The 21,215-nt window shown below is 61.8% G+C and carries 21 protein-coding genes; 11 read left to right on the top strand and 10 right to left on the bottom strand.

All coding sequences use genetic code 11. The annotated features are described in order from the left end of the window. Positions 1-2 precede the first annotated feature (2 nt). A complete protein-coding gene (locus tag ACSQ3G_RS31235; RefSeq protein ID WP_105421636.1) occupies positions 3-923 on the bottom strand; it encodes an ABC transporter permease in 921 nt (306 codons plus the stop codon). Between the two features lie 124 nt (positions 924-1,047). On the opposite strand from ACSQ3G_RS31235, the gene ACSQ3G_RS31230 reads away from it, so the two are divergent. The 3 genes from ACSQ3G_RS31230 (at position 1,048) to ACSQ3G_RS31220 (ending at position 4,237) form a co-directional block, all read left to right on the top strand. Further along, a complete protein-coding gene (locus ACSQ3G_RS31230; RefSeq protein ID WP_436113099.1) occupies positions 1,048-2,025 on the top strand; it encodes a LysR family transcriptional regulator in 978 nt (325 codons plus the stop codon). 109 nt (positions 2,026-2,134) lie between these two features. Beyond that, positions 2,135-3,673 carry a tannase/feruloyl esterase family alpha/beta hydrolase gene (locus ACSQ3G_RS31225; RefSeq protein ID WP_436113098.1) on the top strand — a complete coding sequence of 513 codons (1,539 nt, stop codon included), beginning with the start codon at positions 2,135-2,137 and terminating at the stop codon, positions 3,671-3,673. Between the two features lie 303 nt (positions 3,674-3,976). Continuing rightward, a complete protein-coding gene (locus ACSQ3G_RS31220; protein WP_436113097.1) occupies positions 3,977-4,237 on the top strand; it encodes a hypothetical protein in 261 nt (86 codons plus the stop codon). 64 nt (positions 4,238-4,301) lie between these two features. Here the strand turns inward: ACSQ3G_RS31220 and ACSQ3G_RS31215 are convergent, their stop codons facing one another. Both ACSQ3G_RS31215 and gudD read right to left on the bottom strand, forming a co-directional pair. After that, positions 4,302-5,270, bottom strand: coding sequence for a Bug family tripartite tricarboxylate transporter substrate binding protein (locus ACSQ3G_RS31215; protein ID WP_436113096.1), 969 nt, complete (start codon positions 5,268-5,270; stop codon positions 4,302-4,304). Between the two features lie 80 nt (positions 5,271-5,350). Continuing rightward, positions 5,351-6,742, bottom strand: coding sequence for a glucarate dehydratase (gene gudD, locus ACSQ3G_RS31210; protein ID WP_436113095.1), 1,392 nt, complete (start codon positions 6,740-6,742; stop codon positions 5,351-5,353). Between the two features lie 151 nt (positions 6,743-6,893). On the opposite strand from gudD, the gene ACSQ3G_RS31205 reads away from it, so the two are divergent. Beyond that, positions 6,894-7,616, top strand: coding sequence for a FadR/GntR family transcriptional regulator (locus ACSQ3G_RS31205; protein ID WP_436113246.1), 723 nt, complete (start codon positions 6,894-6,896; stop codon positions 7,614-7,616). Between the two features lie 79 nt (positions 7,617-7,695). Here ACSQ3G_RS31205 and ACSQ3G_RS31200 read toward each other — a convergent pair whose 3' ends face one another. Continuing rightward, positions 7,696-8,718 carry a GntR family transcriptional regulator gene (locus tag ACSQ3G_RS31200; protein ID WP_436113094.1) on the bottom strand — a complete coding sequence of 341 codons (1,023 nt, stop codon included), beginning with the start codon at positions 8,716-8,718 and terminating at the stop codon, positions 7,696-7,698. A 224-nt stretch (positions 8,719-8,942) separates the two neighbouring features. Here ACSQ3G_RS31200 and ACSQ3G_RS31195 point away from each other — a divergent pair, with 224 nt between their 5' ends. The 5 genes from ACSQ3G_RS31195 to ACSQ3G_RS31175 all read left to right on the top strand — a co-directional run bounded on the left by ACSQ3G_RS31195 (position 8,943) and on the right by ACSQ3G_RS31175 (position 13,656). Then, positions 8,943-9,686, top strand: a complete 744-nt coding sequence (locus ACSQ3G_RS31195) for an SDR family oxidoreductase (RefSeq protein ID WP_436113093.1) — start codon at positions 8,943-8,945, stop codon at positions 9,684-9,686. 23 nt (positions 9,687-9,709) lie between these two features. After that, the gene (locus tag ACSQ3G_RS31190) at positions 9,710-10,765 is read left to right on the top strand and encodes an Ldh family oxidoreductase (protein WP_105401820.1); all 1,056 of its coding nucleotides are present in this window, start codon (positions 9,710-9,712) and stop codon (positions 10,763-10,765) included. Between the two features lie 62 nt (positions 10,766-10,827). After that, positions 10,828-11,823, top strand: a complete 996-nt coding sequence (locus ACSQ3G_RS31185) for a C4-dicarboxylate TRAP transporter substrate-binding protein (RefSeq protein WP_436113092.1) — start codon at positions 10,828-10,830, stop codon at positions 11,821-11,823. A 42-nt stretch (positions 11,824-11,865) separates the two neighbouring features. Further along, a complete protein-coding gene (locus ACSQ3G_RS31180) occupies positions 11,866-12,363 on the top strand; it encodes a TRAP transporter small permease (protein ID WP_436113091.1) in 498 nt (165 codons plus the stop codon). 9 nt (positions 12,364-12,372) lie between these two features. Next, on the top strand, positions 12,373-13,656 hold the full coding sequence (locus ACSQ3G_RS31175; RefSeq protein ID WP_105401821.1) for a TRAP transporter large permease: 1,284 nt from the start codon (positions 12,373-12,375) through the stop codon (positions 13,654-13,656). Positions 13,657-13,776: 120 nt separating this feature from the next. Here ACSQ3G_RS31175 and ACSQ3G_RS31170 read toward each other — a convergent pair whose 3' ends face one another. Then, complete coding sequence (locus tag ACSQ3G_RS31170; protein ID WP_105401822.1) at positions 13,777-14,253, bottom strand: Hsp20 family protein; 477 nt, start codon at positions 14,251-14,253, stop codon at positions 13,777-13,779. A gap of 212 nt (positions 14,254-14,465) precedes the next feature. On the opposite strand from ACSQ3G_RS31170, the gene ACSQ3G_RS31165 reads away from it, so the two are divergent. After that, entirely contained in the window at positions 14,466-14,690 is a 225-nt protein-coding gene (locus ACSQ3G_RS31165; RefSeq protein ID WP_105401823.1) for a hypothetical protein, read from the top strand. A gap of 35 nt (positions 14,691-14,725) precedes the next feature. Here ACSQ3G_RS31165 and ACSQ3G_RS31160 read toward each other — a convergent pair whose 3' ends face one another. The 5 genes from ACSQ3G_RS31160 to groES all read right to left on the bottom strand — a co-directional run bounded on the left by ACSQ3G_RS31160 (position 14,726) and on the right by groES (position 20,646). Further along, positions 14,726-16,936, bottom strand: a complete 2,211-nt coding sequence (locus ACSQ3G_RS31160) for an amylo-alpha-1,6-glucosidase (protein ID WP_436113090.1) — start codon at positions 16,934-16,936, stop codon at positions 14,726-14,728. A 17-nt stretch (positions 16,937-16,953) separates the two neighbouring features. Next, entirely contained in the window at positions 16,954-18,048 is a 1,095-nt protein-coding gene (locus tag ACSQ3G_RS31155) for a glycosyltransferase family 4 protein (RefSeq protein WP_436113089.1), read from the bottom strand. 86 nt (positions 18,049-18,134) lie between these two features. Continuing rightward, on the bottom strand, positions 18,135-18,557 hold the full coding sequence (locus ACSQ3G_RS31150; RefSeq protein ID WP_436113088.1) for a hypothetical protein: 423 nt from the start codon (positions 18,555-18,557) through the stop codon (positions 18,135-18,137). A gap of 98 nt (positions 18,558-18,655) precedes the next feature. Further along, positions 18,656-20,284, bottom strand: a complete 1,629-nt coding sequence (gene groL, locus ACSQ3G_RS31145) for a chaperonin GroEL (RefSeq protein WP_105435308.1) — start codon at positions 20,282-20,284, stop codon at positions 18,656-18,658. 47 nt (positions 20,285-20,331) lie between these two features. After that, positions 20,332-20,646 carry a co-chaperone GroES gene (gene groES, locus ACSQ3G_RS31140; RefSeq protein ID WP_105421705.1) on the bottom strand — a complete coding sequence of 105 codons (315 nt, stop codon included), beginning with the start codon at positions 20,644-20,646 and terminating at the stop codon, positions 20,332-20,334. A 281-nt stretch (positions 20,647-20,927) separates the two neighbouring features. On the opposite strand from groES, the gene ACSQ3G_RS31135 reads away from it, so the two are divergent. Continuing rightward, positions 20,928-21,200, top strand: a complete 273-nt coding sequence (locus ACSQ3G_RS31135) for an usg protein (protein WP_105401830.1) — start codon at positions 20,928-20,930, stop codon at positions 21,198-21,200. The last annotated feature ends 15 nt before the right edge of the window (positions 21,201-21,215 follow it).

The following is a 21,215-nucleotide window of genomic DNA, read 5'->3' as shown; positions in this document are numbered from 1 at the left end:
CCTCAATTCTGCACGCGAATGCGCGGGTCGAGCAGGCCGTAGAGCAGGTCGACGACCAGGTTTGCGAGCACCATCGTCACCGCCATGATCAGCACCAGCCCCTGCACGACCGCAAGGTCGCGCGAAGAGACGGCCGTCACCAGCAGGCGGCCGACGCCCGGCCATGCGAACACGGTCTCGACGACGATGGCGCCGCCGATCAGTTCGCCGAGATTGAGGCCGATAATGGTGACGAGCGGGATGCTGGCATTCGGCAGCGCATGGAAAATGATGCGTTTCCAATAACCGACGCCCTTGGCGGCGGCGGCGCGGATATAGAGCTTGTCCAGCACTTCCAGCATCGCCGAGCGGGTGAAGCGGGCGAGCGTGCCGGCCGTGAAGGTCGCAAGCGTGATGGCGGGCATGATCAGGTGCAACACGGTGCCGGTGCCGGAACTCGGCAGCCATTGCAGGCTCAGCGAAAAGAGCAGGATCATCAGGATGCCGAGGAAGAAGTTCGGCAGGGCGAAGCCGAACACGGCGGTCGCCATGATCAGGTTGTCGAAGGTCGATCCGCGCTTGATGGCGGCGATAATTCCGGCCGGCACACCGATCAGGATGGCCCCGATATAGGAAAAAAGGCCGAGGATCAGCGTCCACGGAACCCGTTCGGCGATGATGTCGATGACCTCGCGGCCGTCGCGGTAGGAAATGCCGAACTGGCCGGTCGCCATCTGGACGACGTAGCGGAAATACTGAATCCAGAGCGGATCATCGAGACGCCAGAGCTGGCGGAACTGTTCGACTTCCTCAGGCGTGGCATCGGCGCCGACAAGCGCCACGACCGGATCCCCAGACGTTCTCAGCACCACGAATACGAAAGTCACCACGAACCAAAGCGTCAACACGGTCCGCAGAATTTTCAACACCCAGAAACGCGTCATTCACGCTCCGTTTCGGAAGCCGAAGCTCCAGCTGTTCCAATTTTATTGTCGTTTTTTTAAAACTAATCACGAGAATAAATTATTATCTATTACAAAATCACGGGGGTATTGATATGTTCTGGATATGAAATATGGCATCGAATTTCGTCACCTCCACTATTTCGCCTGCGTCGCCGAAGAGCTGCATTTCAGCCGCGCCGCCGACAAGCTCGGCATGGCGCAGGCGCCGCTCAGCCAGCAGATCCGGCAGCTCGAAGATCGCCTCGGCACCAAGCTTTTCCGTCGCACCACCCGCCGCGTGAAGCTGACGCCGGCAGGCGAAATCTTCCTGCGTCATGCCCAGGAAATCCTAGGCGGCATCGACAGGGCGGTCACGCATACCCGTTCCATTTCCGGTGACGATAGCGGAACGATTTCCGTCAGCGGCGTGCATGTGGCGCTATCGCATGTCCTGCCGCCGGTCATTTCGGACTTTCGAAAACGCTATCCGGCGATGACCGTCGACGTGCAGGTGCTGGGCACGGCGCAGCAGCTCGAACTGCTCCAGAGCAGCAAGGTTCAGGTGGCCTTCATCCGCCCGACCAACCCGGCAGGTTTCCTGAAGACCGAGCATATCCTGCAGGAAGGTTTCGTGGCGGTGCTGCCCAGGGAGCATCGGTTGGCGCTGAAGGAAGACCTGACGGTCAAGGATTTCGCCGGCGAGCCCATCATCACCTATGCCCCGACTGTCGGGGCGAGCTACTACCACGCGATCATGGGCGCACTGCGCCGCGCCGGCGTCTACCCGGTCATCGTGCAGGAGGTGTCACATACCCTGGCGATCGGCACCCTGGTGGCGGCCGGCGTCGGGATTGCGATCGCGCCGTCCTGGCTCGCCCACAATCCAAGCCCCTATCTCGTGTACAGGCGGCTTGACGACATCCCCGCCGAGGTCGAGTTGCTCGTCGCCTGGCATGCGGAGGAAAAATCGAAGATCGTGCTCGATTTCGTCGAGACGACGCGTCGGATAGCAGCAATGAAGGATGTGAGAACCGCTATCAAGTGGCCGGCCATGTCCGTCCCGCCGGCACAATTGGAAACGATCGGCGGACAGCCCGAATAACCGACTGGGGCAGGCAAGCAGCGCCGCCGTTGATTGACAGGGAGCCTGAAATCTGGTGCGATTGCGGCGCGGCTTGAGGAGGCTGCGTCATGGAGGAGGACGATCGGATATGATCAGGCTGGTTGTTGCCACAGCGCTTGTTGCCCTCGTGCCCGGCTTGACCCCGGCCGTCGCCGCGGATTCTTCGCCCGAAGCCAAATGCTCGGCGGCGAAGACCCTTCAACTGGCCGGGTTCGACATGAAGGTCGCGAGCGCCGATCACATCAAGGACAAGGGACCGGCGCATTGTCTCGTCAGCGGGTCGTTCGAACACCGCACCGGCGCGGACGGCAAGCCCTATGCCATCGGTTTTTCCATTGCTTTGCCGGACAACTGGACAGGAAGGTTTCTGGTCCAAGGCGGCGGAGGCCTGAATGGCGTCGTGCGGCCAGCCCTGGGAGACGTGGCCGCCGGAGCGCAGAATGGCCTTTCCCGTGGGTTCGCCGTCATCTCGCATGATAGCGGCCACAAGGGAGAAGCCTGGGACGCCTCCTTCCGGGCGGATCAGATCGCCACGCTGAATTTCGCCGGCTGGTCGGTCGAGAAGGTTACGGGGCTCGGCAAGGCATTGGTCGCCGCCTACTACGGCAAGGTCGCCGATCGCTCTTATTTCGCAGGATGTTCGACCGGCGGGCGCGAGGCGATGGCCTCTGCGCAACGCTTTCCCATGTTGTTCGACGGCATTATCGCCGGGGCTCCGGCCATGCGTACAAGCCGTTCGAACATGTCGCTCGCCGCCAAGAACGTTGCGATGAACAGGATATCTCCGGCCGGCCCCGACGGCGCGCCGGACCGAGCGAAGGCCTTCTCGGATGCCGATCGCGACCTGGTTCTCAAGGGGATACTGAAGTCCTGCGATGGCCTTGATGGCCTTGAAGACGGAATGATCGCAAATCCGGCCGCTTGCAAATTCGATCCGGCGAGCCTCCTTTGCCCTGCCGGTAAAGCCGACGGCTGCCTGACGAAACAGCAGGTGGACGTGGTGAGTGAGACGTTTTCGCCGACACTCGATGCATCAGGTCGGCCCGCCTATGTGGCGTTTCCCTACGATACGGGCGTCATGAGCACGGCAGATCCCATTCCAGGGCTCATGCGGTTCGATGACAAGCGCAACCGGCAGTTCAAGAACAACGCCATAAGGTTCGATGTGGACGATGCCGTCGAGAAAGCCGATATCGGCGATCCGCAGCAGCGGCTGATCAACGCCGATCAATGGACGGACCTCAGTTCCTTCGCTGCCCGGGGAAGCAAGATCATTTTCTTCCATGGAGTGAGTGATCCGTGGTTCTCCTCCAACGATACGGTCGATTTCTTCAACCGGATGAGCACGGCGACCAAGACCGGCAAGCCGGTGGAGGACTGGGCCAGGCTCTATCTCGTTCCGGGCATGGCCCATTGCCGTGGCGGTCCCGCCGGCCTCGACCAGTTCGACATGTTGACCGAGCTGGTCGACTGGGTCGAAAAGGATGAGGCTCCACGAAGTGTCGAAGCTTCAGGCAAGGCTTTTCCCGGCCGGACCCGTCCGTTATGCCCCTACCCGTCCTACGCGCAATACAAGGGGGATGGAAACGTCGACAGCGCGGCAAGCTTCGACTGCCGGAACCGCTAACATGGGTCCCTTGGCCTTGCACGATTGAGCGCAAGCGACTGGATTCCGGACTCCAGTCGCGAGGCGGGACCATTGCTGATGGTGGGGGTCTTCCCGCATCGCCATCATTGTTCAGTGCTGGTGATTCGCATATCCGCCAGACGATCTATTTCAGCGTCCAGATGCGGGAGTACAGGAGCTTGTTGTGGACATGTCCACCCGGCACCACCGAAAGGAGCAACCGGGCCTACCTCGTTTTCTCGATTTGAAATGATGTGTTCCGCTCGATCTTATGGGCTATCCGAAGATCGCGTGGAGTTGTGAATGTTTCTGGTGGCAGTCGAGGACAGTGACGATTTTTTTGCTGAAGACATCAGGATTGAAAACGGGAGATTGTACACAACCGTGACTGACGGTGTCCGATCGTTCAAGTTGTCAAGCGTGCTGGAAGTCGTACCGGTCGAGCCGGAGAGCCGCAGCCCCGTCGAACGGATCGAGGATGTGGTCGCGTCGATCAAAGATCTCTTTCACATCGAGGTCGCCGATGGGGGACCGGATGCCGGAAAAGTCTCTTACGGACCTTGAGGCGACTTCCCCGATGTTGCGAGGAAGCCGCTCAAGGGACTGAGGCGGCCCGTGAATCCACGGATTACTCCGCGCTGATATTGCCCTTTTCGATGACGTCCTTCCAGCGCGCCATCTCCTTGTTGAGATAGGTGCCGAATTCCTCGTTCGAATTGGCGACGACGTCGAAGCCCAGCTTGTTGAACTTGGCAACGACTTCGGGGTCTTTGAGCGAGGCCTGGATCGCCTGATTGAGTTTTGCCTTGACGTCGGCCGGCAGACCCTTTGGCGCTGCAACGCCTTGCCAGGCGTTGACGACGATATTGCTGTATCCGAGTTCGGTGAGCGTCGGCACGTTCGGCAGCAGCGGATGGCGTTTCTCGCCCGTCTGTGCGAGCGCCTTCATCTGCCCGCCCTGCACGAAATTGATGATCGCACCGAGGTTCTGGAAGGACACGTCCACATGGCCGCCGACGAGATCGGCCTGTGCCGCAGAGCCTCCCTTATAGGGCACGTGCACGCCCTTGGTGCCGGTCGCCTGCCAGAAGAGAGCGGCAGTCAGGTGATCGGAAGAGCCGGTGCCGGAACTTGCGAAGGTAACACTTTCCGACTTTTCCTTCATCGCCGCCACGAGTTCCTGAACGCTGCCCGGCTTGAATTTCGGCGTGGCGACCAGCACGTTGGGCGTGCTCACCGCGACCGTCAGGAGATCGAAGTCCTTCACCGGATCGTAGGAGAGCTTCTTTTGGAGATAGGGATTGGTGGCGAAGGTGCCGAGCGAGGCGACCAGCAGCGTCTGGCCGTTGGCTTCCGCATCGGCGACCAGACCGGCGCCGATCGCGCCGGTGGCGCCCGGTTTGTTTTCGACGACGATGTTTGCTCCCAATACCTTGGACATGTGCGGCTCCATGAACCGCGCAGTCGTATCGGTCGCGCCACCTGGCGGGAAGGGCACGATAATGGTGATCGGGCCGTCGGGGAACGCCCTGGCAACCCCGGCGGCAAGAGCGATGCCGAGGCTAAGCGAAATAGCAAGCAGTGTTCGCGCTTTCATGGTTCATCCTCCTCAATGATCCTTGACGCCGCGTCCTGGTGATGGCCGCCGCGGCGCATGGCGGCCCTGTGGTTCTTTCGTCAGCGCACCAGGCACGGCCGCTTGTTGTCGAAGCGCCAGTCCTTGATGAGATATTGCATCGCGGTCGCGTCGTCGCGCGCGCCGAGCCCGTGCTTCAGGTAGAGTTGGTGGGCTTCCTCGACGCGCTCCATATCCAGCTCGACGCCGAGCCCCGGCCGATCCGGCACTGCGATATGTCCGTCCTCGATCTTCAGCGGCTCGCGGGTCAGCCGCTGTCCGTCCTGCCAGATCCAATGGGTGTCGAGTGCGGTCACGCGCCCGGGCGCTGCCGCGCCCACATGGGTGAACATCGCCAGCGACACGTCGAAATGGTTGTTGGAATGCGAGCCCCAGGTCATGCCGAAGGTCTGGCAGACCTGTGCGACGCGCACGGAGCCCTGCATGGTCCAGAAATGCGGGTCGGCGAGCGGGATGTCGACCGATTGCAACTGGATCGCGTGCGAGAGCTGCCGCCAATCGGTGGCCACCATGTTGGTGGCGGTCGGCAACCCGGTGGCGCGGCGAAATTCGGCCATGATCTCGCGGCCGGAATAACCCTGCTCGGCACCGCAGGGGTCTTCCGCATAGGCGAGCACGTCGCCGCGTCCCTTGCAGAGGCGAACCGCCTCCTCCAGAGACCATGCGCCATTGGGGTCGAGGGTGACGCGGGCCTCGGGGAAGCGGCGAGCGATGGCCGTCACCGCCTCGATTTCCTCGTCGCCTCGCAAGACGCCGCCTTTCAGCTTGAAGTCGCGAAAACCGTAGCGCTCCTGCGTTGCCTCGGCGAGCCTGACGATCGCTTCCGGCGTCAGCGCCTCCTCGTCGCGCAGCCGCAACCATGGGTCGGTCTCGCCTTTGCCATCACGATAGAGGAGGTCGGTCTTTTGGCGATCACCGACGTAGAAGAGGTAACCGAGCATTTCGACCCGGTCGCGCTGCTGGCCGTCGCCGAGAAGGGCTGCCACCGGCACGCCGAGATGCTGGCCGAGAAGATCGAGCAGCGCCGATTCCAGCGCCGTGACCACATGAATGGTGGTGCGCAGATCGAAGGTCTGCAGTCCGCGGCCGCCGCTGTCACGGTCGCCGAACGTCTTGCGCACCTGGTCGAGCAGGCCGTTATAGCCGCCGATCGTCTGGCCGATCAGGAGAGGGCCTGCTTCCTCGATCGTCCGGCGGATCGTCTCGCCGCCTGGAACCTCGCCGATACCCACATGACCCGAATCGTCTTCGATGATCGCCAGGTTGCGGGTGAAGAAGGGAGCGTGCGCGCCGCTGAGGTTGAGCAACATGCTGTCGCGTCCCGCAACCGGGATCGCCCGCACGGAAACGATACGCGGCGTATGCCGGGCGAGATGGCTGTTGGCGGCGTGGGTCGACGAATTCGGCTCGATGAGCATCCGGTCCTCTGTCATGTCGGGCACTTCTCAGGTCATGCGGGTTTCAGGCCACCTTGGCGGCGATCTTCAAATAAGTCGCGCAAGCGAACTCATTTGTCAATATAAGTAAATATTAGTAACGTCCGACCCACTTGGAAAGGGCGGATGCCGGAGATAGGATGTGGCGATGGATGAGATAATTCAGCAAACGCGCGCCGTTAAGGACCTGTCGTCGCATGTGTTCGCCCGGCTGGAAGCAATGCTGGAGGCGCCGGCCTGGCAGGGGGGCGGACGCCTGCCTCCGGAGGCGGAGCTTGCCCGGCAATTCGGCGTATCGCGTCCAGTCCTGCGAAAGGCGCTGGTGAAGATGCGTGACGCCGGCCGGATCATTTCCCGGCGAGGCTCAGCCAATTTCGTGCAGCCTCGGGCGGATGTCGTGCCGTCGGCCGCCGATATTCAGGGGCTGTCGATCCAGACGGTGTTCGACATGAAGCGCTGCATGCGGTTTCGCCAGGTGGTGGAATGCGCCGCAGCGGAGGACGCGGCGCGGCTTTGTGATCCCGAAGGGATCCGCGGTATCGAGGACGCGCACCGTCGGATGCTGACCCTGCCGCCCGGCGAGGGCGTCTTTGAAGCAGACTTTGCCTTTCACATGGCCGTGGCGCAAGCCACCCGCAACCCGTATTTTCCCTTTGCGCTCGGGACGATGCACAACCAGATCAAGCTGATGATGGAGTTCACCCGCAAGCTGCAAGAACGGCCGCCCGACCAGGTGGCGCCGCGTGTCGTCGAAGAGCACCAACGCATCCTTGAAGCGATCAAGGCCGGCGACCCGGTGCAGGCACACGAAGTCATGAGTTTCCACATGAGCCAGAGCGTCATTCGACTTCTGGTCGAAGACGGCGCGTGAAGCGACACCATGTTCCCTACGAAGGTAGCGATACCGGTGAGGTAGCCCGGCCGCCGGTGCTGCCGCGCCGGGCGGAGGTTCAGTCGAGTTTGTCCAGATAGGGCAGGTCGTGCGGATGCACTTCGCGGGTTACCCGCGTGATGCGGTCGATCGCCCGCTGACGCGAAACCTGCAGGTGCTGTCGCAGCGAGGCCGCCGCGTCTCCCACCCTTCCGGCCTCAAGCCGCTCGACGATTTCCATATGTTCCGGCAGGAAAGGCTCCGAGCCGAACAACCGCGGCATCCACTGATAGAGGAAGCGATGCGCGACGAGCAGCGCCTGCGGCAGGCCGATCGCCTGCATCAGCGTGCGGTTGTCGCAGTGGCCGAGCAGGATGACATGCAATTCCTCCTCCAGCCGGTCGAGATCCGGGCCCGTAAGCTCGGCCGCATTGTCCATGGCCGATTGCAGATGGTCGCGCATGACGGCAAGGACTTCGGGCGAAGCCCTGGGCGCCGCCTTTTCAAGCGCCACGGGCTCCAGCAGCCAGCGCAGTTCGTAGAGTTCACCGACGTGATCCGGCGTCATGGCCGGCGCGACCCAGCGTGCCCGCTCATCCTTGCGGACGATGCCGCGTTGCTGTAGCCGACCGACGACGTCGCGGGCCACCGTGCGGCTGACATCGTAAAAGCGGGCAAGTTCTGCTTCGTTGACGCGCCAGCCGGCGAAGAAACATCGTGCGGCAATCTCGCTTTCCACCTCGCCGTAGATTCTTTCCCAGCTTGACAACTGGGTGAGGCGCGGCTCATCGGCCATATGGGAAAGCTCCGCCGGTCGCGCTGCTTTTCCCGGCTCCGAGGCGCTTACCTGGTAGCCGCGGCCGGCCGATTTTTCGATAAACCCTTCGCGCTCCAACTCCGCCAGAGCCTGCCTCGCCGGCGCCCGGCTGATCCCGAACTGCTGGGCGATCGCGCTTTCGGTGACGCGCCTGCCCGGCGGAAGCACACCCTGCGCTACCTGCCCTGCTATGATCTCGTAGACCTGCTGGTAGAGACGAGGCGCAGCACCGCCTGCGACCTTCGGCCGACGCTCCTCCGCATTGGCCACGCGCCCGTCCACCATCTTGCCTCCCTGCTTCCGGCCCCCGCTTTTGACGCCTGGGCCGCCTCCAGCGCGGCCTTAAGGCAAGGAAACTAGCAGGTCGACTGCATCCCTTCAATTCGCCGGCTTCACTGCCCGAACCGAAGCTCGCCATTTCGTGATCCAAAAACCGTCTTGCCAAAAATTAAATGACGTCTAGTGTACACACTAGACGTTCGATACGCGCCTGTGGAAGAGGAAGGTGGATGGCGGGTCGTTTGGCAAAGAAGCGCGCTCTGGTGACTGGTGCCGGCCAAGGCATCGGCCGGGCCATCGCGCTCGCCTTTGCCAAAGAAGGAGCGACAGTCGTGGCGACGAGCCGCACGCCGTCCAAGATGGCCGATCTTGCCGATCGTTCGCCCGCCATCGAGATCGTCGGGCTCGACGTCACGGATGCTGCGGAGGTGAAGGCGGTGCTTGCCAAGGCAGGCCCGATCGACATTCTCGTCAATTGTGCCGGCTGGGTTCACAACGGCTCGATCCTCGATTGCGAAGAAGAGGATTGGCAAAAAAGCATCGATCAGAATGCGACATCCGCTTTCCGTACCATGAAGGCTGTCCTGCCCGGCATGATCGAGCGCGGCAGCGGCGCAATCGTCAATGTCGCCTCGGTTGCTTCGAGCATTACCGGGGTCCCGAACCGGGTTGCCTATGGCGCAAGCAAGGCGGCGCTGATCGGCCTCACCAAGGCCGTGGCGCGCGACGTGATCGCGACCGGCGTGCGCGTCAACGCGCTTTGCCCGGGCACGACGCTTTCGCCCGGCTTGCAGGGTCGGATCGACGAGGCGGCCGATCCGGAAGCGATGCGGCGCAGCTTCATGTCCCGCCAGCCGATGGGCCGGCTGGGCACGGTGGAGGAGATGGCGGCGGCGGCCGTTTTTCTCTCCAGCGACGAAGCAGCATTCATGACCGGGCAGATACTCGTAATCGACGGAGGACAGACGCTTTGAGTCAGACTTCAGCCACCGAGGATATGGTCCATGCGGGAATCGGCGATGTCGAGCGGTTCTGCCGCGCGGCTTTTGTCGCCGCCGGGGCGGAAGAGGCGACCGCGGATGCCGCGACCCGGGCGATGATGCATGGCTCGCAGCTCGGCGTGGATAGCCACGGAGTGCGCCTGCTCGACCATTATATCACCGCAATGACCGGCGGCCGGGTGAACAAGCGCCCGAACATCACTGTGACTCAGTCCGCGCCGGCGGTAGCTTTGCTCGATGCCGATCACGGCCACGGGGCGCTTGCCGCCTATCGCGCCATGGACAAGGCGATCGAGCTTGCCGACACATGCGGCATAGGCGTCGTCTCGATCCGCAACAGCTCGCATTTTGGCCCGGCCGGCGCCTATGCGCTCGATGCGGCGCAGAGAGGGTATATCGGCGCTGCTTTCTGCAATTCGGACAGTTTCGTACGTCTGCACGACGGAGCGATGCGGTTCCACGGCACCAATCCGATCGCGTTTGCCGTGCCTGTCGCCGGTCAAAGGCCCTGGCTGCTCGACATGGCGACGAGCGCCATTCCCTATAACCGCGTGAAGCTCTACCGCAGCCTCGGCCGCGAGCTTCCGGCGGGCGTCGCCTCGGATGTCGAGGGCCGCGACATCCGTGATCCGTCGCTGGCCGAGATGCTGGCGCCGGTCGGCGGCGAGTTCGGGTTCAAGGGTGCGGGGCTGGCGGGCCTGGTGGAAATCCTGAGTGCGGTTCTGTCGGGCATGCGGCTGAGCTTCGACCTCTTGCCGATGAACGGCCCGGATTTTTCCACGCCCCGCGCTCTTGGCGCTTTCGTATTGGCCATGAAGCCCGGCGCTTTCGTGCCCGAAGAGGTCTTCACCGCCGGCATGCAGCGTTATGTCGAGGTGTTGCGCTCTTCGCCGCCGCGCGAGGGCATGCGGGTGATGGCGCCGGGCGACCGCGAATGGATGGTCGCCGACGAGCGTGAACAGCGTGGCGTTCCACTGGATCCGGCAACGCGGGAGGCGTTCGTAAAGCTTGGCGAACGCTTCGGGTTGGAGACCCCCGCGCTGTTGCCGTGACGACTGCCGGCGAAGGAGCCGGCAAGGCAAAGATGTCCAGAAGACACGAAGAGGAGGAGAGCATGCGCATTTCTGCAAAGAGACTGCTGCCGCTTCTGGCGGCTGCCGGTTTGGCCGCGCTGACGACGGCGCCGGCAAGCGCCCAGCAAAAATTCACCCTGCGCTTCAACCACGTTCTGGCGCCGAGCGAACCGTTTCATGCGGGTTTCCAGGACTGGGCAAGGAAGGTGGACGAGCGGACCAAAGGCGGGTTGAAGCTGGAGGTGTTCCACAGCGCCCAGCTCGGCGTCGAGGAAGACATTATCGAACAGATCCGCCAGGGCGCCAATGTCGGCCAGAACACCGATTCCGCCCGTCTCGGCAATTACGTCCCCAGCATCGCGGTGATGAACGGCCCTTATTTCGTCGACACGCTGGAGGATGTCTGGAAACTTTCGGAAACCCCATCACTGAAGAAATGGCAGGACGAGCTCGCGTCCAGCCATGGTCTGAAGGTCGTCTGCTTCGACTGGGTGCAGGGTTTCCGCCATTTCTTCACCAACAAGCCGATCAGGACACCACAGGACCTCGCTAGCCTGCGGATCCGCACCCCGCCTGCACCGATCTGGCAGGAATCGATCCGGGCGCTGGGTGCAGCGCCGACCGCCATGGCCTTTGGCGAAATGTACCCCGCCCTGCAACAGAAGGCGATCGACGGGGTCGAGCTCGTTTATGCCAACATTCCGGGCGGGCGCTTCTACGAGGTGCTGAAATACGCCAACGAGACCAAGCACATCATGCTGATCAACTTCCAGGTGGTCAGCGCCGATTGGTTCGCCAGGTTGCCGCCGGAATTCCAGACGGCGCTTGTCGAGGAATGCCGGGCGGCCGGCCGCGAGACCTCGCAGAAGATCTCGGCCTCGGCGGACACGATCAAGGCCGATCTCCAGAAGCGCGGCATGCAGGTCGTGAGCGACATCGATCTTGCTGCGTTCAGAAAGGCCGGCGAGGCCGCCTATTCGAAGCTCGGCATTCTGGAGGCCAGGAACGCCGTCCGGGCGGAGCTCGGCAAGAAATAGGAGCCGCGGTTGGAGGATCGGAACGGCCCGCGAAAGGACGAGATGATGATACGCTTTTACGATTTCATCGGAAAGATCGAGGCAATCGTCGCGGGTACGTTTCTGATCCTCATGACCTTGCTGATCTTTGTGGGCGGGCTTGCCCGCTTCTTCAGCTATCCGCAGAACTGGACGATCGACGTGGCGACCTGCCTGTTCGCCTGGTCCTGCTTTCTGGCCGCCGACATCGCCTGGCGCAAGAACAGCATGATGGCGCTCGACGTGTTTACCCTGCGGATGCCGGAAAAGCTGCAGAAGACGCTGCGCCTGGTCAACTATGTGCTGATCGTCGCCTTCCTGCTGTTCATCATGTATTACGGGTTCACCCTTACCTGGATCAGCAGCATCCGCTCCTTCCAGGGCATTCCATGGGTCAGCTATTCCTGGGTGACGTCAAGCCTTCCCGTGGGCGCGACACTTCTGCTTGCCACCACGCTCCTTCACATCCGGGCGGACCTGCGCGGTGAACACGTCGCCAATGCCGCCGTCGACGTGGTGTGAGGGCGCGCCATGCTGCTTGTGGCGATCGTATTCACCGTCCTCCTCGTCATCGGGATGCCGATCGCCTTTGCGGTCGGCATTTCCGGCGTGGTCTTCTTCCTGCAGAACCCGGACCTGCCGCGCACCATGACGGTTCAGCTGACGGTGACGGAGACGCAGAATTTCGCGCTGCTCGCCGTGCCGCTCTTCATCCTCGCGGGAAACTTCCTGAACTCCTCGGGCATCGCCCATAACCTCCTGAAGCTCGCCTCGGTGCTGACCGGGCGACTGCAGGGCGGCCTGGCGCAGGTGTCGATCGCGCTTTCGACGCTGATGAGCGGCGTGACCGGCTCGTCGATCGCCGATGCGGCGATGAATACCCGCCTGCTCGGCTTCGAGATGCTGAAGCGCGGTTTTTCGAAAGGTTATGCGGCCGGCGTGCTGTCCTACGGTTCGCTGATGGCGCCGATCATTCCGCCCGGCATCGGCTTCATTCTCTACGGCACCGTCGGGCAGGTCTCGATCGGCCGGTTGTTTGCTGCAGGCATCATTCCGGGTTTCATGCTCTGGGCGGCACTTGCCGTAACCATCTCGATCACCGCCCGCAAGCACGGCTACAAGCCGGAACTGGACCGCGCACCGACGCCGTCCGAGGTCGTCAAGGCCTCGATCGCCGGCAGCTGGGCGATCCTCTTCCCGATCATCCTGATCTTTGGCCTGCGCTTCGGCGTCTTCACACCCTCGGAAATCGGCGCTTTTGCCGTCGTCTATGCGTTCCTGGTCGGAGTCTTCGCCTATCGGATGCTGACCTGGACGAGCTTCAAGCAGGCGGTCGAGGCCAGCCTGATCGACGTGGGCGCGGTGATGTTCCTGCTCGCGCTTTCGGCCGTGTTCGGTTACGGCATCATCTTCGAGCGCATTCCGGAGGTGATCTCCACATGGATGCTCGGCATCACCGATGATCCGACCATCGTCATGGTGATCATCGTGCTGTTCATCCTGGTGGCCGGCACGTTCATGGAAGGCTCGGTGCTGATCGTTATGCTGACGCCGATCTTCATGCCGCTGATCCAGCAATACGGCATCGACCCTGTGCATTTCGGACTGGTCTTTATCATCGCGGCGACGATCGGCAATTATACCCCGCCGGTGGGTGGGGCGATGTTCGTCGTCTGCCAGATCCTCCGATGCCCGATCGAAGATTACGCGCGCGAATCCATGCCCTTCCTGATCGCGGTATCGCTGGTGACGCTCATTCTGATCTTCATGCCCGGGATCGTGCTCTACATGCCGAACCTGCTGTTCAATCCGTGAATCCGGGTCAGAGCAGGTGTCACCGCTATGCTATAGAATCGCAAAGATAGGCTCCAGATACAACAATGCCCAGGTGCGGGGCAGTATCCGGCACCTGGGCCCGTTCGGTGTTGGAAAGCCTTACGCGGCGGTTTTCTCCGCCTCGACATAGCCCGTTTCGAGCCGCGGAAGAGCGGAATCGGCCGCGATCTCGATCCTGCGCGGCTTCATCGCTTCCGGGATTTCGCGCTTGAGATCGACGGTCAGCAGACCGTTTGTAAGGCTGGCGCCGACGACCTTTACGTGGTCGGCAAGCTGGAAGCGGCGCTGGAAGCTCCGCCCGCCGATGCCGCGATGCAGGTACTGACCTTCATCCTCCTTGGCCTTCTGACCGGAAACAAGCAGCATGTTCTGCTCCTGCGTAAGGGTCAGTTCGTCCTGTGCGAAGCCGGCAACCGCCATGGTGATGCGGTAATCGTCTTCGGTGGTCTTGAGAATATCATAGGGCGGCCAGCTGTCGATCACGTCGAAGCTGCCTGCCTTTTCCAGCAGGTTGAACATTCGGTCGAAGCCGACGCTCGACCGGAACAGGGGAGAGAAATCGAGGTTTGTTCTCATAGCCATATCCTCCTTGGAAGCAACATGGAACAGGAGACGCTGAGACGCTGCCAGCGCCTCCGGGCTTTGTGTCGATCCCCTCAGACGATCGACATTACTGATATAATTCAGCGGGTTGACGTTTCAAGACTCTCGAATTCCTCAAGCAAAAAAATGGAATTTTGCCTTCTCGCCTCCATATAAGCGGGTGGAAGCATGGAAAGGAAGAGATCATGACAATGACTTCAGAGGACGTCATCGCCGTACTCGGCCCCGTCGATCGGACACTTGTGACCGAGGTGATCGCAACCGGCGCGACCCAGGCCGAACTGGCCGAAGCCTGGGCCTGGATCAGCAACGACGAAGCCCTGATGGGCGAAGGGCGCCATCTGCCGATTGGCAGGGTTGCCGTCCTTGTCGATCTGCTCGCCGCCGACGAGGAAGAGCAAGCCGAATAAACCCGGCAGTGGTTCCGATCGGGCCTGGTGCCCGCTCACGCGATCGTCAGAACCCGAACATCGCCTTTGCGGTCGACGACATCGACCACGACCTGGCGGCCGGAGCGGCGGATGGCAATGTCGGCCGATCCGGTGCCGATCATAAGATGCCGCAAGGTGACCTCGTCGAGGAATGCCGGAAGCTGGGGCTCGTTGAAGCTGATCTGCAACGCATTCGGATCGAAATCGAGACCGAGGCATGATTGCAGCAGCGAAAGCGGAGCAGCCGCGGCCCAGGCCTGTGGGGAACAGGCGACCGGATAGAATGTCGGCCCCTGCGCGCGCTGTCGGGGCAATCCGCAGAAAAGTTCGGGAAGCCGCCGCATGTCGATATAGGTCGAGGCTCCAAACAGTCCGTCGAATATCCGCGCCGCTTGCGTGCGAAAACCATATCGCGCCAGACCGCTGGCGATCAGGGCATTGTCATGCGGCCAGACCGAGCCATTGTGGTAGCTCATCGGGTTGTAGCGCGCCTCCCTCGACGCGATGGTGCGAATGCCCCAGCCGCAGAAGGACGATGCACTCATGAGCGTACGTGCGACCCGTCCCGCCCTTTCTGGATAGGCAATGCCGGTGAAAAGCGCGTGGCCGGCATTCGACGATCGAACCCGGCACGGCCGTTTGTCCCCATCCAGAGCCAGCACGTAAGTGCTGAGCTCCTCGTCGAAAAAGGCCGCATCGAACGCGCGGCGCAGGCCTTCCGCCCTGGCCAGAAGGTGGGTGACCTGTTCCGGCCGATCGAGCCGACGGAAGATCTCGGCAGCACTCAGCCACGCGCCATAGACATAGGCCTGCACCTCGGCAATGGCGATGGGACCTCTGGCCAGCGTTCCGTCGGCATGGAAGACGGAATCCTGGCTGTCTTTCCATGCCTGGTTGATCAGGCCTTCTTCCGTCTGGCGCCCGTACTCGACGAAACCGTCGCCGTCGCGATCGCCGTGCTCGTCGATCCATGTCAGCGCCGCTTCGATATGCGGCAGAAGCCGGAAGATCGTTGAAAGGTCACCCGTCCGCTTCAGGTAGTCGCCGGCCAGCATCAGGAACAGCGGCGTCGAATCGATGCTGCCGTAATAGCGCCGGAAGGGAACCTCTCCGAGTTCGGCCATTTCGCCGTAACGCACCTCGTGCAGGATCTTGCCCGGCTCCGCATCCGAGGCCGGGTCCAGCTCCGTTGCCTGGTTGGCCGCCAGATGGCCAAGCACGCCGCGGGCGATCTCCGGGTCGAGCCAGAGCGTTTGCAGCGCGGTGATGAGGGCGTCGCGGCCGAACACGGTGCTGAACCACGGGATGCCGGCATAGGGATAGGGACCTTCCGGTTTGTCGGTCATCAGCATGTAGAGATCGGAAATGCTGCGGCGGGCCGCCTCGTTGAAGATCTCGTTCGACGTTACGATCGACGCCGCGCGCGAAGACGCGGCGCGCAGGGCCCGTCGGGCATCCCGCAAGGCAAAAAAGAACGAGCGGTAGCCGGCCCTGTCGGTTTGCGCCGCCTGGTCGCAGCCGATCTCGATGAACAGCGACCGGCTTTCGTGCGGTGCCAGATCGAGTTCATAGACGACAAGGTCGCTGCCGAGCTTGTCCGGCTGCGGATCAAAGGAAAGCCGTGTCAGCCGTTTCTTGCTGTCCAGACCGATATAGGAAAGCAGGATCGAGCCCTGCTCGATGACCGCCGGAAGATGCCGCCCTTTTCTTGCCCTCACGGTACCGCGGACTTCGAAAAGGTCGGCAAAGTCTGTCGCGAATGCGATCTCCATGCAAATGTGCTGCGGTCGCTCGTCATAATTTTTGACGGTCAGCCGCTCGTAGCAGTTTGCCTTCCACAAGAAGCGCGACCGGCGCAGATGGATGAGGTCATGCTCGAGGATGAGCCTGCCCTTGCCGTCGAAGAGGTCGGGGTTGGTCAGGTCGCAGGTGAGTGTTGCGTTGTCGTCGCGCAATGTCGACGACAACAGCATCGGGCGCCGGCCATTGATCGACAGGTACAGGTGAGAAAGATAGCGCGTGTCGCGGTGGAAGAGGCCTTCCGGGCTGCCCGGGCCGGAGAGCGCATCGCCGTTGTGATCGAAGACGGCGAAGGTATCGCCGTGCTTCAGGGTACGTGGCCGCCGCTCCTGCAGCGATGCGGCAGCGGGGATGAAGAATTGCGCGACCGGTGCGCCTGGGCCGGCCAGCACCCCGGTCGGGTTGTCCGCAGAGGCGATCGACATGGCTTCTCCTCAAGATTTCAGGCGACCACCTGCAGGTCGAGCGCCTGGCCGGTTGACCGGCGGATAGGTGCGGCCTTGGTGCGGACGCCCGGCAGATTGCGATAGAGTTCGAGATAGTCCCGTGCCATTCGTTTGGCCGTGAAGCGTTTCTCGAATGTGGCGCGCACTTTTCTCCGATCCATCCGCAATGCCCATTCGACATTTTCGGCAGCCTCAGTCACGCTGTCGACCAGAATGCCGGAAACGCCGTCGTCGATCACCTCCGGAGCGGAGCCGCAGCGGAAGGCGATAACCGGCGTGCCGCACGACATGGCCTCGATCATCACCAGCCCAAAGGGTTCCGGCCAATCGATCGGGAAGAGCAGGGCGCCGGCATTGCCGAGGAAAGCCGCTTTTTGGGGCTCGTCTATCTCGCCGATGAATTCGACATTCGGATGGCTCTTGACCATTGGCTCGATCACCGTCTCCCAATAGGCCTTGTCGGCATTGTCGATCTTGGCCGCGATCTTCAGCGGCATGCCGACCTTTGTCGCGATCTCGATTGCGCGATCCGGCCGCTTCTCCGGCGAAATACGTCCGAGGAAGGCGAGGTAGTTGCCTTTCGGTGTAGCGGTAAAGGGAAGGAGGTCGGCGGGCAGGCCGTGATAGACGGTTCCGGACCAGTTGACCGGCGGCATCGGGCGGCGCTGATCGTTGGAGATCGAGACCAGCGGGATATCGGGAAAGGTCCGATAAAATGGATGCAGGTCCAGCAGGTCGAGGCGACCATGCAGGGTGGTCACCGTGCGGTCGGCAAAATCACGGATCAGCGGGAAATGCAGCAGGTCGATATGAAAATGGAGAACATCAAACTCGGACGCCCGGCGGCGGATTTCCTCCAGCATGACCATTTGATGCGGCAGGTGGTCTCTGACGGCCGGGTTGAGCCGCAGCGCGACCTGCGAACACGCCACCAGCTTCGCGTCCGTGACGGAATCGGCGCTGGCAAAGAGAGTGACGTCGTGGCCCTGGGCCACAAGTTCTTCGGTGAGATAAGAAACGATGCGTTCGGTCCCTCCGTAAAGCTTCGGCGGAACGCTTTCGGCGAGCGGTGCGATCTGAGCGATCTTCATCGGCAAAACCTCCTCGTGAGAGCAAAGAGTCGTCGGCAAAAATCATGTCCGCGCCCGTCAGGACGGCACGCGGCGGGTTGGAATGTTCAGGTTTCAAACAACTGACGGCGACGTCCGTTCCAGTAGCCGCACAGGCCAAAACGGTCGCGAAGCCGTCGGTTCCGTGGCTTTCTGCGGTCGCTCCTGCCGGGTTCCGCCAAAACTCGCGGTCTTTTCGCTGGAAGAGGCTCGCCGCCGCCGTCGAGCGCTTTCAGGGCCTCGAGGATTTCGTCATAGGTGACGACGGTTTCCATGCCCGGATAACGGCGCAAGGCCGGCATGGATTCGATGGCGGATATGTCGGAAGCCCATGATGCGAGGATCGCCCGCTTCTCGTCCCTGCCGATGTGTTCGGCCGCCAGCACGTCCCGCGGGTGGTCGAAATGCGACGCCGGGTGCAGCAGATGGGCGGCGCTGATTGCCGCTGCGGCCTGCTCTGGTGCGGTATTCTCGGTATTTTCCTTTCTCATCGTGTAACCCCATTGCTGGAGATGGCGATTTCGCCCGGTGGTCGATTGTTCGTTGAGCGGGTTGGCCCGCCCTGGGACAGGGCGGGCCGGATCATCACTCAGAAGTCCATGCCGGCCCCTGCGGGCATGGCAGGAGCAGCTTCCTTTTTCGGCTTTTCGGCAATCATGGCTTCCGTGGTCACGAGGAGGCCAGCTACGGAGGCGGCGTCCTGGAGCGCTGCACGGACGACCTTGGCCGGATCGATGACGCCCTGGGCGTAAAGGTCGCCATACTCGCCGGTCTGGGCGTTCCAGCCGTAGGAGAACTCGCTCTTCTCGCGTAGCTTGCCGACGATCACGGAACCTTCGGCGCCGGCATTCTGGGCGATCTGGCGAACGGGAGCCTCGATCGCGCGGCGGACGATCTCGACGCCGACCCGCTGGTCCTGGTTGGCGGTGCCAAGGTTGTCGAGTGCCTTGACGGCGCGCAGCAGCGCAACACCGCCGCCAGGCAGGATGCCCTCTTCGACAGCGGCCCGCGTCGCATGCAACGCATCGTCGACGCGGTCCTTCTTTTCCTTCACCTCCACTTCCGTCGAGCCGCCGACGCGGATCACCGCTACGCCGCCGGCAAGCTTTGCCAGACGTTCCTGCAGCTTTTCACGGTCGTAGTCGGAAGTGGTTTCTTCGATCTGGGCGCGGATCTGGGTCGTGCGACCGTCGATCTCTGCCTTGGAACCTGCGCCGTCGATGATGGTGGTATTCTCCTTCTCGATCGCCACCTTCTTGGCCCGTCCCAGCATGTTCAGGGTGACGTTTTCGAGCTTGATGCCGAGGTCTTCGGAGATGACGGTGCCGCCCGTCAGGATGGCGATGTCTTCGAGCATGGCCTTGCGGCGATCGCCGAAGCCCGGAGCCTTGACGGCAGCGATCTTGAGGCCGCCACGCAGCTTGTTGACGACGAGGGTGGCAAGCGCTTCGCCTTCGACGTCTTCCGCGATGATCAGCAGCGGCTTGCCGGACTGAACCACGGCTTCCAGCACCGGCAGCATGGATTGCAGGTTGGAGAGCTTCTTCTCGTGGATCAGGATATAGGGATCCTCGAGTTCCACCCGCATCTTGTCCTGGTTGGTGACGAAGTAGGGGCTGAGATAACCGCGATCGAACTGCATGCCTTCGACGACTTCAAGTTCGGTTTCGGCGGTCTTGGCTTCTTCAACCGTGATGACGCCCTCGTTGCCGACCTTTTCCATGGCTTCGGCGAGATACCGGCCGATTTCGGCATCGCCATTGGCCGAGATGGTACCCACCTGGGCGATTTCGGAATTGTTCGAGATCTTGCGGGCGTTGGCCTTCAGTTCCTTGACGACCGCATCGACGGCAAGGTCGATGCCGCGCTTCAGGTCCATCGGGTTCATGCCGGAAGCGACGGCCTTTGCGCCCTCCCTGACGATCGCCTGGGCAAGCACGGTCGCAGTCGTCGTGCCGTCACCAGCCAGGTCGTTGGTCTTCGATGCCACTTCCCGCAGCATCTGCGCACCCATGTTTTCGAACTTGTCGTCCAGTTCGATTTCCTTGGCGACCGATACGCCGTCCTTGGTGATGCGGGGTGCCCCGAAGGACTTGTCGATCACGACGTTGCGGCCCTTCGGACCGAGCGTCACCTTCACGGCATTGGCCAGGATGTCGACCCCACGCAACATGCGTTCACGGGCATCGGTGTTGAACTTGACTTCTTTCGCAGCCATTTTTCACTCCTCGATTAGGCAGCTTGCTTGACTGATGGATGGTGTTCTCAGGCGGCCTTCTTCTGCTCGGCCCGGGCCTCGATGATGCCCATGACGTCGCTTTCCTTCATGATCAGCAGGTCTTCGCCGTTGATCTTGATCTCGGTGCCGGACCACTTGCCGAACAGGATGCGGTCGCCAACCTTGACGTCGAGTGCCTGGACCTGTCCGGCGTCGTTGCGGGCGCCAGGGCCGACGGCGATGACCTCGCCTTCCTGCGGCTTTTCCTTGGCTGTGTCGGGAATGATGATGCCACCCTTGGTCTTTTCTTCCGATTCGACCCGGCGGACGAGAATGCGATCATGAAGCGGTCGGAACGACATGTTTTCCTCCAATGGACAAACAATGATGACGTTGTTCCCCCGCCCGGACCGGATGACCAGTCCGGGCGGGTGCAAAACCTCTCACGAGCATTTTGCGCGAAATGATCTGGTTTTCCGGTTTTTCGATTTCAAGAGGGCGAAGACGAAAAATCAGCACTTCGCGCACTTGGCTGCTAACATGCTGATAAGGAACAGAAATCAGAGCCCGGCGTTTGGAATTCGGTTGAAGGTCTGTAAAAAATCAGGCCAAGTTTCGAACTGTCATTAAACGGAGATGAAGCATGCAATTTTCATCGGATCTCGAGCGGCAGCTGAACGGCTATGGTCTTACGACGGCGCATATTCTCTACCACATTCCAGATTTCGAATCCGTCCTGCAAACCTATGTCTGGCAGGATTACGATCTGGCCCCGGGGTTTCCCGAGATGCAGAAATTTCTGGATTTCTGGCAGGCCAATCTCGACGGACCGCTGCATTCCGTTCGTTATACCCACCAGCGCCTGATCGGGCCCAATGAGTGGCGTCGCGTCGAAGGCGAGTTCAAACTGCACTGAGACTTGACCTTTTCC

It is taken from the genome of Neorhizobium tomejilense, from assembly GCF_964254135.1.
Taxonomy (GTDB): Bacteria; Pseudomonadota; Alphaproteobacteria; order Rhizobiales; family Rhizobiaceae; genus Neorhizobium; species Neorhizobium tomejilense.
Note: the sequence above shows the minus strand (reverse complement) of the source record. Positions and strands in the feature narration are given on the sequence as shown.

Excerpts from the sequence above, each read along its gene's own strand:
- groES (WP_105421705.1), bottom strand. The coding sequence starts at position 20,646 with ATGTCGTTCCGACCGCTTCATGATCGCATTCTCGTCCGCCGGGTCGAA.
- ACSQ3G_RS31190 (WP_105401820.1), top strand. The coding sequence starts at position 9,710 with ATGGTCCATGCGGGAATCGGCGATGTCGAGCGGTTCTGCCGCGCGGCT.
- ACSQ3G_RS31205 (WP_436113246.1), top strand. The coding sequence starts at position 6,894 with ATGGATGAGATAATTCAGCAAACGCGCGCCGTTAAGGACCTGTCGTCG.
- ACSQ3G_RS31230 (WP_436113099.1), top strand. The coding sequence starts at position 1,048 with ATGAAATATGGCATCGAATTTCGTCACCTCCACTATTTCGCCTGCGTC.
- ACSQ3G_RS31195 (WP_436113093.1), top strand. The coding sequence starts at position 8,943 with ATGGCGGGTCGTTTGGCAAAGAAGCGCGCTCTGGTGACTGGTGCCGGC.
- gudD (WP_436113095.1), bottom strand. The coding sequence starts at position 6,742 with ATGACAGAGGACCGGATGCTCATCGAGCCGAATTCGTCGACCCACGCC.
- ACSQ3G_RS31155 (WP_436113089.1), bottom strand. The coding sequence starts at position 18,048 with ATGAAGATCGCTCAGATCGCACCGCTCGCCGAAAGCGTTCCGCCGAAG.
- ACSQ3G_RS31200 (WP_436113094.1), bottom strand. The coding sequence starts at position 8,718 with ATGGTGGACGGGCGCGTGGCCAATGCGGAGGAGCGTCGGCCGAAGGTC.
- ACSQ3G_RS31170 (WP_105401822.1), bottom strand. The coding sequence starts at position 14,253 with ATGAGAACAAACCTCGATTTCTCTCCCCTGTTCCGGTCGAGCGTCGGC.
- ACSQ3G_RS31175 (WP_105401821.1), top strand. The coding sequence starts at position 12,373 with ATGCTGCTTGTGGCGATCGTATTCACCGTCCTCCTCGTCATCGGGATG.
- ACSQ3G_RS31185 (WP_436113092.1), top strand. The coding sequence starts at position 10,828 with ATGCGCATTTCTGCAAAGAGACTGCTGCCGCTTCTGGCGGCTGCCGGT.
- ACSQ3G_RS31220 (WP_436113097.1), top strand. The coding sequence starts at position 3,977 with ATGTTTCTGGTGGCAGTCGAGGACAGTGACGATTTTTTTGCTGAAGAC.
- ACSQ3G_RS31225 (WP_436113098.1), top strand. The coding sequence starts at position 2,135 with ATGATCAGGCTGGTTGTTGCCACAGCGCTTGTTGCCCTCGTGCCCGGC.
- ACSQ3G_RS31150 (WP_436113088.1), bottom strand. The coding sequence starts at position 18,557 with ATGAGAAAGGAAAATACCGAGAATACCGCACCAGAGCAGGCCGCAGCG.
- groL (WP_105435308.1), bottom strand. The coding sequence starts at position 20,284 with ATGGCTGCGAAAGAAGTCAAGTTCAACACCGATGCCCGTGAACGCATG.
- ACSQ3G_RS31160 (WP_436113090.1), bottom strand. The coding sequence starts at position 16,936 with ATGTCGATCGCCTCTGCGGACAACCCGACCGGGGTGCTGGCCGGCCCA.
- ACSQ3G_RS31135 (WP_105401830.1), top strand. The coding sequence starts at position 20,928 with ATGCAATTTTCATCGGATCTCGAGCGGCAGCTGAACGGCTATGGTCTT.
- ACSQ3G_RS31180 (WP_436113091.1), top strand. The coding sequence starts at position 11,866 with ATGATGATACGCTTTTACGATTTCATCGGAAAGATCGAGGCAATCGTC.
- ACSQ3G_RS31215 (WP_436113096.1), bottom strand. The coding sequence starts at position 5,270 with ATGAAAGCGCGAACACTGCTTGCTATTTCGCTTAGCCTCGGCATCGCT.
- ACSQ3G_RS31235 (WP_105421636.1), bottom strand. The coding sequence starts at position 923 with ATGACGCGTTTCTGGGTGTTGAAAATTCTGCGGACCGTGTTGACGCTT.
- ACSQ3G_RS31165 (WP_105401823.1), top strand. The coding sequence starts at position 14,466 with ATGACAATGACTTCAGAGGACGTCATCGCCGTACTCGGCCCCGTCGAT.